Consider the following 14,540-nt stretch of genomic DNA (forward strand, 5'->3'; position numbering starts at 1 on the left):
GGAACCCTCAGTGACGACGATCACCCCTGATCCCGGGAACCGGAACGAGAAGTTCCGCAACCCCGGCCCCTCACTTCGCGAGAGGCCGGGTCCGCCCGGTACGCTCACCGCCGTGCCCCACGCTGATCAGTTCCAAACCACTCAGAAGGACGCGCCTGTGAACTACCCGGGAGCGCCCCGACCGGACCGGCTCCGGCCGACGTCCCTCGGAGAGCTGGCAGCCCGGCTCGGTGCCGGACCGCAGGATGCCGGAGAGGTCACCGGCATCACCCACGACTCCCGGGCGGTACGTCCGGGGGACGTGTACGCGGCCCTGCCCGGTGCCCGCCTCCACGGCGCCGACTTCGCGGCCCAGGCCGCGGGCCTGGGCGCGGCCGCGATCCTCACCGACCCGTCGGGCGCCGAGCGCGCCGCCGCCACCGGCCTCCCGGTCCTCGTCACCGAGAACCCGCGCGGCCGGATGGGCGACATCGCCGCCGAGATCTACGGCCGGCCGGGCGTCGGCCTGCTCCAGATCGGCATCACCGGTACCTCCGGCAAGACCACCACGGCCTACCTCGTCGAGGGCGGCCTGCGCGGCGCCGGACGCAGCACCGGGCTGATCGGCACCGTGGAGATGCGGATCGGCGACGAGCGCATCAAGTCGGAGCGCACCACCCCCGAGGCCACCGACCTGCAGGCCCTCTTCGCCGTCATGCGCGAACGGGGCGTCGAGGCGGTCGCGATGGAGGTCTCCAGCCACGCCCTGGTCCTCGGCCGGGTCGACGGCTGCGTCTTCGACGTCGCCGTGTTCAACAACCTCAGCCCGGAGCACATGGAGTTCCACTCCGGCATGGAGGACTACTTCCAGGCCAAGGCGCAGCTGTTCACCCCGGAGCGCAGCAAGCTCGGCGTGGTCAACTTCGACGACGAGTACGGCCGCAGGCTGGTCGACGAGGCGTCCATCCCGGTCGTCACCTTCTCGGCGGAGGGCCACCCGGACGCCGACTGGCGGGCCGAGGGCGTCGAAGTCGGCCCCCAGGACAGCACCTTGACCGTGATCGGTCCCAAGGGTGAGCGCGTCACGGCCCGGGCACCGCTGCCCGGCCCGTTCAACGTGGCCAACACCCTGGCCGCGATCGTGACGCTGGCCGTCGCGGGCGTCGACCCGCAGATCGCCGCCGACGGCGTCGCCGCCGTCCCCGGCGTCCCGGGCCGGCTGGAGCGCGTGGACGCCGGTCAGCCGTACCTCGCGGTCGTGGACTACGCGCACAAGACCGACGCCGTCGAGTCCGTCCTGCGCTCCCTGCAGAAGGTGACCGAGGGCCGGGTGCACATCGTGCTCGGCTGTGGCGGCGACCGTGACACGACCAAGCGGGGCCCGATGGGCGCCGCGGCGGCACGGCTCGCCGACACCGCCGTACTGACCTCGGACAACCCCCGTTCCGAGGACCCGCTCGCGATTCTCGCCGCCATGCTCTCCGGCGCCGCCGAGGTACCCGTCCACGAACGCGGCGACGTGCTCGTGGACGCCGACCGTGCCGCGGCCATCGCCGCGGCGGTCGCCCGCGCCGAGCCCGGAGACACCGTGCTGGTGGCCGGAAAGGGCCACGAGCAGGGCCAGGACATCCACGGAGTGGTACGCCCCTTCGACGACCGCAAGATCCTGCGCGAGGCCATCGAGCGTTCCCTGGGGCGCACGCCGGCCCCCGGAGCCCGCGCACACACCCACGAGAACAACAGTCAGGGATGACCAAGTGATCGCCCTTTCCCTCGCCGAGATCGCCGGAATCGTCGGCGGGCAGCCGCACGACGTCCCGGACAGCTCCGTCACCATCACCGGCCCCGTCGTCATCGACTCCCGGGAGGTACGGCAGGGCTCCCTGTTCGCCGCGTTCGCGGGCGAGCGCGTCGACGGCCACGACTACGCGGAACGTGCCGTCGAAGCGGGCGCGGCAGCCGTGCTCGCCGCCCGCCCCGTCGGTGTCCCGGCGATCGTCGTCGACGACGTCGTGGCGGCACTCGGAGCGCTCGCACGCGCCGTCGTGGAGCGCCTCGGCACCACCGTCGTCGCGCTCACGGGTTCGGCGGGCAAGACGTCCACGAAGGACCTCATCGCCCAGCTACTGGAGCACAAAGCGGCCACCGTGTGGACCCCGGGGTCGCTCAACAACGAGATCGGCCTGCCGCTCACCGCTCTGCGCGCAACCGCCGAAACGCGCCACCTCGTACTCGAGATGGGCGCGCGGGGCGTCGGTCACATCCACTACCTCGCCGGTCTGACACCACCCCGGATCGGCCTGGTCCTCAACGTGGGCAGCGCCCACATCGGGGAGTTCGGCAGCCGCGAGGCGATCGCCCAGGCCAAGGGCGAGCTCGTCGAGGTCCTCCCGGAGGACGGTGTCGCGGTCCTCAACGCCGACGACCCGCTGGTGCGGGCGATGGCCTCCCGTACAAAAGCCCGGGTGATCCTTTTCGGAGAGGCCCCGGAAGCGGACGTACGGGGAGAGAACGTGCGGCTCACGGACGACGGCCGCCCCGCTTTCGCGCTCCACACACCTACCGGGTGCAGCGACGTGACCTTGCGCCTGTACGGTGAGCACCACGTGTCGAACGCGCTCGCCGCGGCCGCCGTCGCCCATGAGTTGGGCATGTCCGTGACTGAGATCGCCGAGGCGCTCTCCGGAGCGGGCACCCTCTCCCGCTGGCGCATGGAGGTCACCGAGCGTCCGGACGGTGTGACGGTCGTCAATGACGCCTACAACGCGAACCCCGAATCCATGAAAGCCGCACTCCGTGCGCTGGCCGCCATGGGCAAGGCCCGACAAGCGGGAGGGGGGCGCACGTGGGCGGTGCTCGGTCAGATGGCCGAGCTCGGTGACGCGTCGCTCGCCGAGCACGACGCGGTCGGACGGCTCGCCGTCCGGCTCAACGTCAGCAAGCTCGTCGCTGTCGGGGGAAAAGAAGCCTCCTGGCTGCAACTGGGCGCATATAACGAGGGTTCGTGGGGTGAGGAGTCGGTGCACGTGTCCGACGCACAGGCGGCCGTCGACCTGTTGCGCAGTGAACTGCGCCCGGGAGACGTCGTGCTGGTGAAGGCGTCCCGGTCGGTCGGCCTGGAGAAGGTCGCCATGGCTCTGCTCGAGACGACCGAGGGCGAGGTCGCCGTCCGATGAGACAGATCCTCTTCGCAGGGGCCATAGGGCTCTTCCTGACTCTGGTCGGCACACCGCTGCTGATCAAACTTCTGGCCCGCAAGGGCTACGGGCAGTTCATCCGGGACGACGGCCCGCGTACCCACGGCAGCAAAAAGGGCACGCCCACCATGGGTGGTATCGCCTTCATCCTGGCGACGATCATCGCGTACGTCCTGGCGAAGGTGATCACCGGCGAGGAGATGCGCTTCTCCGGTGTCCTCGTGCTGTTCCTGATGGCCGGGATGGGCCTCGTCGGCTTCCTCGACGACTACATCAAGATCGTGAAGCAGCGCTCGCTGGGTCTGCGGGCCAAGGCCAAGATGGCCGGCCAGCTGATCGTCGGCATCGCCTTCGCGGTGCTCTCGCTCCAGTTCGCGGACGCCCGCGGCAACACCCCCGCCTCGACACGGCTCTCGTTCGTCGAGGACTTCGGCTGGTCGATCGGCCCGGTGCTCTTCTGCGTCTGGGCCCTGTTCATGATCCTCGCGATGTCGAACGGCGTGAACCTGACGGACGGTCTGGACGGCCTCGCCACCGGTGCGTCCGTGATGGTCTTCGGCGCGTACACCTTCATCGGCCTGTGGCAGTTCCAGGAGTCCTGCGCCAACGCCACCACCCTGACCAACCCCCAGGCGTGTTTCGAGGTCAGAGACCCACTCGACCTCGCGGTCGTCGCCTCGGCGCTGATGGGCGCCTGCTTCGGCTTCCTGTGGTGGAACACCTCGCCCGCGAAGATCTTCATGGGTGATACGGGCTCCCTCGCACTCGGCGGCGCGCTGGCCGGTCTGGCCATCTGCTCCCGCACTGAGTTCCTGCTTGCCCTCCTCGGCGGCCTCTTCGTGATGATCACGATGTCCGTGGTCATCCAGGTCGGCTCGTTCAAGATGACCGGCAAGCGGGTCTTCCGGATGGCGCCGCTCCAGCACCACTTCGAACTCAAGGGGTGGTCCGAAGTCCTCGTGGTGGTCCGCTTCTGGATCATCCAGGGCATGTGCGTGATCGTCGGCCTCGGCCTCTTCTACGCGGGATGGGCAGCAAAGAAGTGAGCGATGTGGACTGGCAGGGCAAGCGCGTCACCGTCGCCGGGCTCGGGGTCAGCGGTGTTCCCGCCGCCCGCGCCCTGCACGAGCGGGGTGCCCTCGTCACCGTCGTGAACGACGGCGACGACGAGCGCTCCCGCGCCGAGGCCGCCGAACTGGAGGCGCTCGGCATCACCGTGCGCCTCGGGGACGGCGACACCCTGCCCGAGTCCACCGAGCTCGTCGTCACGGCCCCCGGATGGAAGCCGGGCAAGCCGCTCTTCCTGGCGGCCGCCGGGGCGGGCGTCCCCGTGTGGGGCGACGTCGAGCTCGCCTGGCGGCTGCGGGGCCGGGACGGCCGGGAACCGGCACCCTGGCTCGCGGTCACCGGCACCAACGGCAAGACCACGACCGTGCGGATGCTCGCCTCGATCCTGGAGGCTGCCGGTCTGCGCACCGCCGCGGTCGGCAACATCGGCGTCTCCCTGCTGGACGCGGTGCTCGGCGACGAGGAGTACGACGTACTCGCCGTCGAGCTCTCCAGCTACCAGCTGCACTGGGCGCCCTCGCTGCGCGCCCACTCGGCGGCCGTGCTCAACCTGGCCCCGGACCACCTCGACTGGCACGGCTCCATGGAGGGCTACGCCGCCGACAAGGGCCGGGTCTTCGAGGGCAACACCGTCGCCTGCGTCTACAACGCGCAGGACGGGGCGACGGAGGACCTCGTACGCGAGGCCGACGTCGAGGAGGGCTGCCGCGCGATCGGATTCACCCTCGGCACGCCCGGGCCCTCCCAGCTCGGCGTGGTCGACGGCATCCTCGTCGACCGGGCCTTCGTCGCCAACCGGCAGAAGCAGGCCCAGGAACTCGCCGAGGTCGGCGACGTGAACCCGCCGGCCCCGCACAACATCGCCAACGCCCTGGCGGCTGCGGCGCTCGCCCGCGCCTACGGAGTGGAGCCCGCCGCCGTACGGGACGGACTGCGGGCCTTCCGCCCGGACGCCCACCGCATCGAGCACGTGGCCGACGTGGGCGGGGTCACGTACATCGACGACTCCAAGGCCACCAACACCCACGCCGCCGAGGCGTCCCTCGCCGCCTACGAGCCGATCGTCTGGATCGCCGGCGGTCTCGCCAAGGGCGCCACCTTCGACGAACTGGTCACCGGGGCGGCGAAGCGGCTGAGGGGCGCCGTGCTGATGGGCGCCGACCGGGCGCTGATCCGAGAAGCCCTGGCGCGACACGCCCCCGAGGTGCCGGTGGTCGACCTCGACCGGACCGACACTGGGGCGATGTCCGCGGCGGTCCGTGAAGCGGCACGGCTGGCCGTGCCGGGCGACACCGTGCTGCTGGCCCCGGCCTGCGCCTCGATGGACATGTTCGTCAACTACAACAAGCGGGGCGAGGCGTTCGCGGACGCGGTCCGCCAACTCGCCGACGAGAGCGCCTGACGGGCCCGGCCGCCGCACCGTACCCTCCCGGAGGACCGGGCACGAGCGGCACCGCAGGTGGGCACGGGTGCCCCCGGCCGCAGCCCCGGGCACGAGCAGTGGAGGGGAAGCGACTATGCCGGCCGACGAGAGCCCACCCGCGCGCGGAGCGGACCGCTCACGGACGAACGCGGCGACCAGCCGTGCGCTCACCCCGCCGCGGCCCGCCGGACCGCTGCCCGCGGGCCCGGGACTGCCCCCAGGGCTCGCTCTGCGGAGCCGGCCCGCCGCCGGCCCCCGGAGGGCCCCGGCGCCCCGTGGCGGGGCGCGTGGCGGCAGCACACCGCCCCGGACGCGTGGTGACAACAGTGTGCGCCGGATGTTCGAGCGGGCACGGAGGGCCTGGGACCGCCCTCTGACGGCGTACTACCTGATCCTCGGTGCCGGGATGCTGATCACCGTCCTCGGCCTCGTCATGGTCTACTCCGCCTCGAGCATCAAGGCGCTGGAGCTGTCCAGGCCCAGCACGTACTTCTTCCGTAAGCAGTTCATCGCCGCCGTGATCGGGGCCGGGCTGATGCTGCTGGCCTCCAGGATGCCCGTCAAGCTCCACCGGGCGCTGGCCTACCCGCTGCTCATGGGCACGGTCTTCCTGATGGTCCTGGTGCAGGTGCCGGGGATAGGGATGTCGGTCAACGGCAACCAGAACTGGATCTACCTCGGGGGCCCCTTCCAGCTCCAGCCCAGCGAGTTCGGCAAGCTCGCCCTCATCCTGTGGGGGGCCGATCTGCTCGCCCGCAAGCAGGACAAGCGGCTGCTGGCGCAGTGGAAGCACATGCTGGTGCCGCTCGTCCCCGTCGCCTTCATGCTCCTCGGGCTGATCATGCTCGGCGGGGACATGGGCACGGCGATCATCCTCACCGCGATCCTCTTCGGCCTCCTGTGGCTGGCGGGCGCCCCCACCAGGCTCTTCGCCGGTGTGCTCGGCTTCGCGGTCCTCATCGGCTTCGTGCTCATCAAGACCAGCCCCAACCGGATGTCCCGGCTCGGCTGCATCGGCGCCTCCGAGCCCGGGCCCGGGGACTCCTGCTGGCAGGCGGTGCACGGAATCTACGCGCTCGCGTCCGGTGGATGGTTCGGTTCAGGGCTCGGTGCGAGTGTGGAAAAATGGGGGCAACTTCCCGAACCCCACACCGACTTCATCTTCGCCATCACCGGGGAGGAACTGGGCCTGGCGGGGACGCTGTCGGTGCTGGCCCTCTTCGCGGCTCTAGGCTATGCGGGTATCCGCGTGGCCGGACGCACGGAGGACCCCTTCGTGAGGTACGCAGCGGGAGGTGTGACCACCTGGATCACGGCGCAGGCCGTGATCAACATCGGTGCGGTGCTCGGTCTGTTGCCGATCGCCGGAGTCCCGCTCCCGCTGTTCTCCTACGGGGGCTCGGCCCTGCTGCCGACCATGTTCGCGGTAGGGCTCATGATCGCCTTCGCGCGGGAGGATCCCTCGGCGAGAGCGGCCCTGGCCATGCGGAGGCCCGGGGTCAGATGGAAGACGATGAGACGGCGCGTCACGAAGCGTCCGTCCGGAGAGCGGTGAATTTCGGTGCATGTCGTACTCGCCGGCGGGGGGACCGCCGGGCACATCGAGCCCGCGCTTGCCCTCGCAGACGCCCTGCGGAGGCAGGACCCGACCGTGGGAATCACTGCCCTCGGCACGGAACGCGGACTCGAGACCAGGCTCGTACCGGAGCGGGGGTACGACCTGGCACTGATCCCCGCCGTACCGCTGCCGCGCAAGCCCACGCCCGAACTGATCACCGTCCCGGGGCGGCTGCGCGGCACCATCAAGGCGGCCGAGCAGATCCTGGACCGGACCAAGGCGGACTGCGTGGTCGGGTTCGGCGGCTACGTGGCCCTGCCCGGGTACCTCGCGGCCAAGCGCGCGGGTGTCCCGATCGTCGTCCACGAGGCCAACGCCAGGCCGGGTCTGGCCAACAAGATCGGTTCCCGGTACGCCCACGGGGTCGCCGTCTCCACCCCTGACAGCAAGCTGCGCGGCGCCCGCTACATCGGCATCCCGCTGCGGCGCACCATCGCCACGCTCGACCGGGCCCGGGTACGTCCCGAGGCACGGGCGGCCTTCGGCCTCGACCCCAACCTGCCGACCCTGCTGGTCTCGGGAGGCTCGCAGGGCGCCCGCCACCTCAACGAGGTCGTCCAGCGCATCGCGCCGCTGCTCCAGCGGTCGGGGATCCAGATCCTGCACGTGGTCGGTCCGAAGAACGAACTGCCGCGCATCGACAACATGCCCGGTATGCCGCCGTATATCCCGGTACCGTACGTGGACAGGATGGATCTCGCGTACGCCGCTGCCGACATGATGCTCTGCCGCGCGGGCGCGATGACCGTCGCCGAACTCACCGCCGTCGGGCTGCCCGCCGCCTACGTCCCGTTGCCGATCGGCAACGGCGAACAGCGGCTCAACGCCCAGCCGGTGGTGAACGCGGGCGGCGGTCTGCTGGTGGACGACGCGGCGCTGAGCCCCGAGTGGGTGCAGGACAACGTCCTGCCGGTGCTCTCGGATCCGCACCGGCTGTACGAGATGTCGCGTGCGGCCGCGGAATTCGGGCGACGGGACGCCGACGACCTCCTCGTCGGCATGGTGTACGAGGCGATTGCCTCACGCCGCCAGGCGTGAGGCGGTGCGGGCCCGGGGCGTGCGCCCCGGGCCCGGCGAAGGAGCGAGCGTGGCCGGACCGACGACCGCACAGCGCGGCGAGGCCGAGCGGGCCGACACCCCGGCCCGCCCGCCCCACATCAGCCCGGAGGGGCGTCGGCTGACAGGCCGTACGCGACTGGTCCTCGCCGCGGTCGGCGTACTGCTGACCGCGGCTGCCACCCTCTGGGTCCTCTACGGATCGTCCTGGCTGCGCCTGGAGCAGGTGACGACCACCGGGACGGGCGTCCTGACCAGGGCCGAGGTCGAGGCCGCCGCGGGGGCTCCGGTCGGTGATCCCCTGGTCTCCGTGGACACGGGCGCCATCGCGGACAGGTTGCGCCAGAAGCTGCCTCGTATCGACTCGGTGGATGTCGTGCGGTCATGGCCGCACGGTATTGCCCTTAAAGTGACCGAACGGAAGCCGGTCCTGCTGGTCGAAAAGGGCCACAAATTCATCGAAGTGGACGCGAAAGGCGTGCGCTTCGCCACCGTGGACGAAGCGCCCCGGCACGTGCCCGTGCTGGAACTGGCAGCCGAACGCTCGGCGAGCCTGGGCCGGTTCGGCGTCGACCGGCTGCTGAGGGAGGCGGTCCGCATCGCGGGGGACCTCCCGGAACAGGTGGCCGGGGAGACCGAATCCGTACGCATCACCTCGTACGACTCGGTCGTCCTGGAACTGACCCGTGAACGCACTGTGATGTGGGGCAGTAGTGAGGAGGGGCCCGTGAAGGCGCGGGTACTCACCGCTCTCATGAAAGCCGCTCCCAAAGCGGGACACTTCGACGTCAGTGCTCCCACCGCGCCTGCCGCGTCCAAGAGTTGACGCACGTTAGGCCTGGCCAGCCCCCTGGTTGGTCAGCGCTACGGGTGATCACATAGGGTGAAAAGAAAGACGGGAGGTTCGGCGTGTTCGTTGAACGTGCGCCACTTGTCGACTTAGTGTCCTGTTCGGAAGAGTCCAAGAAGCAGACACACTGGTAACCCTAAACTTCAACGTTAGGGTTTGGGTCGGCGTTCGGACCGACCCAATCGGCATCCGTCGTCGCGGCGGGACTACCGCGAAGCGACGACACGTAACTCGAGGCGAGAGGCCTTCGACGTGGCAGCACCGCAGAACTACCTCGCAGTCATCAAGGTCATCGGTGTCGGCGGCGGTGGTGTCAATGCCATCAACCGAATGATCGAGGTCGGTCTCAAGGGCGTCGAGTTCATCGCGATCAACACCGATGCGCAAGCACTGTTGATGAGCGACGCCGACGTCAAGCTCGACGTCGGCCGTGAACTCACCCGCGGCCTCGGCGCCGGGGCGAACCCGGCCGTCGGTCGTAAGGCGGCAGAGGACCACCGTGAGGAGATCGAGGAGGTCCTCAAGGGGGCCGACATGGTCTTCGTCACCGCCGGAGAAGGCGGCGGCACCGGCACCGGCGGCGCACCCGTCGTCGCCAACATCGCCCGTTCGCTGGGCGCCCTGACGATCGGCGTGGTCACCCGCCCGTTCACCTTCGAGGGCCGGCGGCGCGCGAACCAGGCGGAGGACGGCATCGCCGAACTCCGCGAAGAGGTCGACACCCTCATCGTCATTCCCAACGACCGGCTGCTGTCCATCTCGGACCGCCAGGTCAGCGTGCTCGACGCGTTCAAGTCGGCCGACCAGGTGCTGCTCTCGGGTGTCCAGGGCATCACCGACCTCATCACGACCCCGGGGCTGATCAACCTCGACTTCGCCGACGTCAAGTCGGTCATGTCCGAGGCCGGATCGGCACTCATGGGCATCGGATCGGCGCGCGGCGACGACCGTGCGGTCGCCGCGGCGGAGATGGCGATCTCCTCGCCGCTCCTCGAGGCGTCCATCGACGGCGCCCGCGGTGTCCTGCTCTCCATCTCCGGTGGCAGCGACCTCGGTCTCTTCGAGATCAACGAGGCAGCCCAGCTGGTGAGCGAGGCGGCCCACCCCGAGGCGAACATCATCTTCGGTGCGGTCATCGACGACGCACTGGGCGACGAGGTGCGGGTCACCGTCATCGCCGCGGGCTTCGACGGCGGACAGCCGCCGGCCCGCCGGGAGACCGTCCTCGGAGCGGGCGCCGGCAAGCGCGAGGAGCCGGCACCGCCGGCCCGGACCGCCGAGCCGGCCCGTCCGACGGGCGGCCTGGGTTCCGTGCCGCCGCGCGAGGAGCCCAAGGCGCCGGCCGAGCCGGTACCGGTGGCGAACGAGAGCTCGCTTCCGCCGGCCTCCCCGCCGCACGTGCCCACGGCCCGTCCCTACCAGGACAGCCAGGCCGAAGAGCTGGACGTACCGGACTTCTTGAAGTGATAGGTCCGCACGACGCGGTGAAGACCGCGGAGTCCTCGACGGGCGGCGCCCATTTCGCCTTCACCGACAGGTGGGGCGGAGTGAGCGCCGCTCCGTACGCGGAGCTCAACCTCGGCGGCGCGGTCGGCGACGACCCCGCCGCCGTCCGCACGAACCGTGAACGCGCGGCCCGTTCTCTGGGTCTCGACCCGGCCGGCGTCGTCTGGATGAACCAGGTGCACGGGCGGGACGTGGCAGTCGTCGACGGCCCCTGGGGCGAAGCCTCGGAGATCCCGGCCGTGGACGCGGTCGTGACGGCGCGGCGCGGACTCGCGCTCGCGGTGCTCACCGCCGACTGCACGCCCGTACTGCTCGCCGACCCCACGGCCGGTGTGGTCGCGGCCGCCCACGCGGGAAGGCCCGGCCTGGTCGCGGGAGTCGTCCCGGCCGCGGTCGAGGCCATGACCGCACTCGGCGCGGAACCGTCCCGCATCGTCGCGCACACCGGACCGGCCGTCTGCGGACGGTGCTACGAGGTGCCGGAGCAGATGCGTGCCGATGTCGCCGGGGCAGTCCCGGCGGCGTGGTCCAGGACCAGTTGGGGAACACCAGCGGTCGACGTCACGGCCGGAGTCCACGCCCAGCTCGAGGAGCTCGGCGTCGGCGACCGGCACAGCTCGCCGTTCTGCACCCTGGAGTCCGGCGACCACTTCTCGTACCGCCGAGACCGCACCACGGGTCGGCTCGCCGGATATGTCTGGTTGGACGGATAGGGCATGACGGATCGCAGGGCTCAACTCGCGGCGAACCTGGCACAGGTGGAGGAACGCATTGCCTCGGCCTGCGCCTCGGCCGGCCGGGAGCGGGAAGAGGTGACCCTCATCGTGGTCACCAAGACGTACCCCGCGAGCGATGTGCGCATCCTGCACGGGCTCGGCGTGCGTCACGTCGCCGAGAACCGTGACCAGGACGCGGCACCGAAAGCGGCCGCGTGTGCGGATCTGGGGCTCACCTGGCACTTCGTCGGGCAGCTCCAGACCAACAAGGTCCGTTCCGTGGCCGGTTACGCGGACGTGGTCCAGTCGGTGGACCGGATGAAGCTCGTCACCGCACTCTCGTCGGCCGCCGACAGGGAAGGGCGTGAGCTCGGCTGCCTGATCCAGGTCGCCCTGGACGCCGAGAGCGGCGCACGAGGTGACCGGGGCGGTGTCGCACCGGACGCGGTCGAGGAGTTGGCCGCCGCGGTGGAGGCAGCGCGAGGACTCAGGCTCGACGGCCTGATGACCGTGGCTCCGCTGGCCGGTCCCTACGCGGGCCGGCAACGGGCGGCGTTCGACCGCCTGATGGAATTCTCATCAAGCCTGCGCGGGAAGCATCCGGCTGCGAACATGGTGTCCGCTGGGATGAGTGCGGATCTCGAGGACGCCGTCGCGGCCGGAGCGACACATGTACGCGTCGGTACGGCGGTGCTCGGAGTCCGACCCCGGCTCGGGTAACGTCGCGAAGCAAGTCGGACCACAGCAGAAAATATGGTCATTCCCGCTTCTGGCGGGCAGGCCGGAGTGGATCTCGGGCACTTGGTGACACGAATGCCGATCCACCACAGAGCGGAGGACTCGGAGCATGGCCGGCGCGATGCGCAAGATGGCGGTCTACCTCGGCCTCGTGGAGGACGATGGGTACGACGGTCCGGGGTTCGACCCCGACGACGAATTCGAACCCGAGCCGGAGCCAGAGCGGGACCGGCGGCGGCACCAGCCCCCGCACCAGGTGGAGCGGGAACGGGACGAACCGGTACGAGCGGTACAGCCCCCCGCACCTCGGGAGCCGGTTCAGCTCCCGGCGGAAAGCGGACGACCCGCCCGAATCGCACCCGTGGCATCCATCACACCTGAACGCCCGAACATGGAGAAGAACGCACCGGTGATCATGCCCAAGGTCGTGTCCGAGCGTGAGCCCTACCGGATCACCACGCTGCACCCCAGGACCTACAACGAGGCCCGTACCATCGGGGAACACTTCCGTGAGGGCACTCCGGTGATCATGAATCTCACGGAGATGGACGACACGGACGCGAAACGACTTGTCGACTTTGCCGCGGGACTCGTCTTCGGTCTTCATGGCAGCATTGAACGAGTGACGCAGAAGGTGTTCCTGTTGTCGCCTGCTAACGTCGATGTCACGGCGGAGGACAAGGCCCGCATCGCAGAGGGCGGGTTCTTCAACCAGAGCTGAGAAAACAGGGAACAAACACCGGCCGGGTGGCCGGGGCTACGAGAGCCAGGGGAGAGGGAACCGCGGGACATGGGCGTCGCACTGGATGTGGTCTATATCGCGCTGATGTGTTTCCTCATCGTGCTGATCTTCCGGCTGATCATGGACTACGTCTTCCAGTTCGCACGTTCATGGCAGCCAGGCAAGCCGATGGTGGTCGTTCTCGAGGGCACTTACACTGTCACCGATCCACCGCTGAAGCTTCTGCGGCGGTTCATACCACCGTTGCGTCTCGGGGGCGTGGCACTTGACCTGTCCTTCTTCGTTCTGATGATCATCGTCTACATTCTGCTCAGCATCGTGGGCAAGCTTGCGAGCGGCGTGTGAACGATACGGTCTTGCCGACTGCCGACGACTACGTAGAGGTGAAGAAGAGATGCCGCTGACCCCCGAGGACGTGCGGAACAAGCAGTTCACGACCGTCCGCCTCCGAGAAGGCTATGACGAGGACGAGGTCGATGCCTTCCTCGACGAGGTCGAATCGGAGCTGACACGTCTGCTTCGTGAGAACGAGGACCTGCGCGCCAAGCTGGCCGCCGCCACGCGCGCGGCATCGCAGAACCAGCAGAACAACCAGCAGCAGGGAATGCGCAAGCCGCCGGAGCAGCAGGACCGGCCCGGCGCACCCGTGCCCGCTGCCATATCTGGTCCGCCGGTACAGCAGCAGCAGCCCCCGCAGATGGGTCCCCCCCAGCTGCCCGGTGGTGCTCCGCAGCTGCCTGCCGGTCCCAGTGGCCACGGTCCCCAGGGCGGCCACGGCCCGGGTCCGCAGGGCCCGCACGGCCCCGGCCCCATGCAGGGCGGTCCGATGGGTGGCCCGATGGGCGGTCCCATGGGCGGTCACCCGCAGCAGCAGCAGCAGATGCAGCAGCAGCAGCAGCAGCAGCAGCAGCAGCAACAGCAGATGCAGCAGATGCAGCAGCCCGGTCAGGGCCCCGGTGGCGACAGCGCCGCCCGAGTCCTCTCCCTCGCTCAGCAGACCGCCGACCAGGCGATCGCGGAGGCACGTTCCGAGGCCAACAAGATCGTCGGCGAGGCGCGCAGCCGCGCCGAGGGCCTCGAGCGTGACGCCCGCGCCAAGGCGGACGCCCTCGAGCGGGACGCGCAGGAGAAGCACCGCGTGGCGATGGGCTCGCTGGAGTCGGCCCGCGCGACGCTGGAGCGCAAGGTCGAGGACCTGCGCGGCTTCGAGCGCGAGTACCGGACCCGTCTGAAGTCCTACCTGGAGAGCCAGCTGCGTCAGCTGGAGACCCAGGCCGACGACTCGCTGGCTCCGCCGCGGACGCCCGCCGCCGCTTCGCTGCCGCCGTCGCCCTCGCTGGCCCCGGCCGGTGCGGGTGCCATGGGACACACCATGGGCGGCAACCACGGTGGCCACGGCAACCAGCAGATGGGCGGCGGCCAGCAGTCGATGGGCGGTGGCCCGTCGTACGGTGGCGGCCAGCAGCAGATGTCGCCCGCGATGACGCAGCCGATGGCACCGGTGCGGCCGCAGGCGCCGCAGCCGATGCAGCAGGCCCCGTCGCCGATGCGCGGGTTCCTGATCGACGAGGACGACAACTGATCGGTACGCGCTCGCTGAGCGCGTAGCCGTCGGCAGGCAAAGGGCCGGGCCCCGGGGTTTCCCCG

13 protein-coding genes are annotated in these 14,540 nt (G+C 70.1%); all 13 read left to right on the forward strand.

What is annotated here, in order from left to right; translation table 11 throughout:
* Nucleotides 1-10: 10 nt before the first annotated feature.
* The 13 genes from ACFU5K_RS24665 to ACFU5K_RS24725 all read left to right on the forward strand — a co-directional run bounded on the left by ACFU5K_RS24665 (nt 11) and on the right by ACFU5K_RS24725 (nt 14,475).
* Nucleotides 11-1,732 (forward strand): UDP-N-acetylmuramoyl-L-alanyl-D-glutamate--2,6-diaminopimelate ligase, encoded by a 1,722-nt coding sequence (locus ACFU5K_RS24665; RefSeq protein WP_384065351.1) that lies wholly within the window; start codon nt 11-13, stop codon nt 1,730-1,732.
* A gap of 4 nt (nt 1,733-1,736) precedes the next feature.
* The gene (murF, locus tag ACFU5K_RS24670; protein WP_384065353.1) at nt 1,737-3,155 is read left to right on the forward strand and encodes a UDP-N-acetylmuramoyl-tripeptide--D-alanyl-D-alanine ligase; all 1,419 of its coding nucleotides are present in this window, start codon (nt 1,737-1,739) and stop codon (nt 3,153-3,155) included.
* A complete protein-coding gene (mraY, locus tag ACFU5K_RS24675) occupies nt 3,152-4,222 on the forward strand; it encodes a phospho-N-acetylmuramoyl-pentapeptide-transferase (RefSeq protein WP_327119482.1) in 1,071 nt (356 codons plus the stop codon). The genes murF and mraY overlap by 4 nt, the downstream gene beginning before the upstream one ends.
* Nucleotides 4,204-5,646, forward strand: coding sequence for a UDP-N-acetylmuramoyl-L-alanine--D-glutamate ligase (gene murD / locus ACFU5K_RS24680; RefSeq protein WP_384065356.1), 1,443 nt, complete (start codon nt 4,204-4,206; stop codon nt 5,644-5,646). The genes mraY and murD overlap by 19 nt, the downstream gene beginning before the upstream one ends.
* 115 nt (nt 5,647-5,761) lie before the next feature.
* On the forward strand, nt 5,762-7,222 hold the full coding sequence (ftsW, locus tag ACFU5K_RS24685; protein ID WP_384065358.1) for a putative lipid II flippase FtsW: 1,461 nt from the start codon (nt 5,762-5,764) through the stop codon (nt 7,220-7,222).
* 6 nt (nt 7,223-7,228) lie between these two features.
* Nucleotides 7,229-8,323, forward strand: coding sequence for an undecaprenyldiphospho-muramoylpentapeptide beta-N-acetylglucosaminyltransferase (murG, locus tag ACFU5K_RS24690; protein WP_384065359.1), 1,095 nt, complete (start codon nt 7,229-7,231; stop codon nt 8,321-8,323).
* 49 nt (nt 8,324-8,372) lie between these two features.
* A complete protein-coding gene (locus tag ACFU5K_RS24695; RefSeq protein WP_384065361.1) occupies nt 8,373-9,167 on the forward strand; it encodes a cell division protein FtsQ/DivIB in 795 nt (264 codons plus the stop codon).
* Nucleotides 9,168-9,443: 276 nt separating this feature from the next.
* Complete coding sequence (gene ftsZ, locus ACFU5K_RS24700) at nt 9,444-10,658, forward strand: cell division protein FtsZ (protein ID WP_327119488.1); 1,215 nt, start codon at nt 9,444-9,446, stop codon at nt 10,656-10,658.
* 17 nt (nt 10,659-10,675) lie between these two features.
* The gene (gene pgeF, locus ACFU5K_RS24705; RefSeq protein ID WP_384065364.1) at nt 10,676-11,410 is read left to right on the forward strand and encodes a peptidoglycan editing factor PgeF; all 735 of its coding nucleotides are present in this window, start codon (nt 10,676-10,678) and stop codon (nt 11,408-11,410) included.
* Nucleotides 11,411-11,413: 3 nt separating this feature from the next.
* Entirely contained in the window at nt 11,414-12,133 is a 720-nt protein-coding gene (locus tag ACFU5K_RS24710; RefSeq protein WP_384065366.1) for a YggS family pyridoxal phosphate-dependent enzyme, read from the forward strand.
* Between the two features lie 127 nt (nt 12,134-12,260).
* Nucleotides 12,261-12,872 (forward strand): cell division protein SepF, encoded by a 612-nt coding sequence (locus ACFU5K_RS24715; protein ID WP_384065368.1) that lies wholly within the window; start codon nt 12,261-12,263, stop codon nt 12,870-12,872.
* A gap of 69 nt (nt 12,873-12,941) precedes the next feature.
* Nucleotides 12,942-13,238 carry a YggT family protein gene (locus ACFU5K_RS24720; protein WP_384065370.1) on the forward strand — a complete coding sequence of 99 codons (297 nt, stop codon included), beginning with the start codon at nt 12,942-12,944 and terminating at the stop codon, nt 13,236-13,238.
* Between the two features lie 49 nt (nt 13,239-13,287).
* On the forward strand, nt 13,288-14,475 hold the full coding sequence (locus tag ACFU5K_RS24725) for a DivIVA domain-containing protein (protein ID WP_384065372.1): 1,188 nt from the start codon (nt 13,288-13,290) through the stop codon (nt 14,473-14,475).
* Nucleotides 14,476-14,540: the final 65 nt, after the last annotated feature.

It is taken from the genome of Streptomyces sp. NPDC057428, from assembly GCF_042803195.1.
Lineage (GTDB): Bacteria > Actinomycetota > Actinomycetes > Streptomycetales > Streptomycetaceae > Streptomyces.

Bases quoted from the DNA above. Each gene is read 5' to 3' on its own strand.
- mraY (WP_327119482.1), top strand. From the start codon at position 3,152: ATGAGACAGATCCTCTTCGCAGGGGCCATAGGGCTCTTCCTGACTCTG.
- murD (WP_384065356.1), top strand. From the start codon at position 4,204: ATGGGCAGCAAAGAAGTGAGCGATGTGGACTGGCAGGGCAAGCGCGTC.
- ftsW (WP_384065358.1), top strand. From the start codon at position 5,762: ATGCCGGCCGACGAGAGCCCACCCGCGCGCGGAGCGGACCGCTCACGG.
- ACFU5K_RS24710 (WP_384065366.1), top strand. From the start codon at position 11,414: ATGACGGATCGCAGGGCTCAACTCGCGGCGAACCTGGCACAGGTGGAG.
- ACFU5K_RS24715 (WP_384065368.1), top strand. From the start codon at position 12,261: ATGGCCGGCGCGATGCGCAAGATGGCGGTCTACCTCGGCCTCGTGGAG.
- ACFU5K_RS24720 (WP_384065370.1), top strand. From the start codon at position 12,942: ATGGGCGTCGCACTGGATGTGGTCTATATCGCGCTGATGTGTTTCCTC.
- ACFU5K_RS24725 (WP_384065372.1), top strand. From the start codon at position 13,288: ATGCCGCTGACCCCCGAGGACGTGCGGAACAAGCAGTTCACGACCGTC.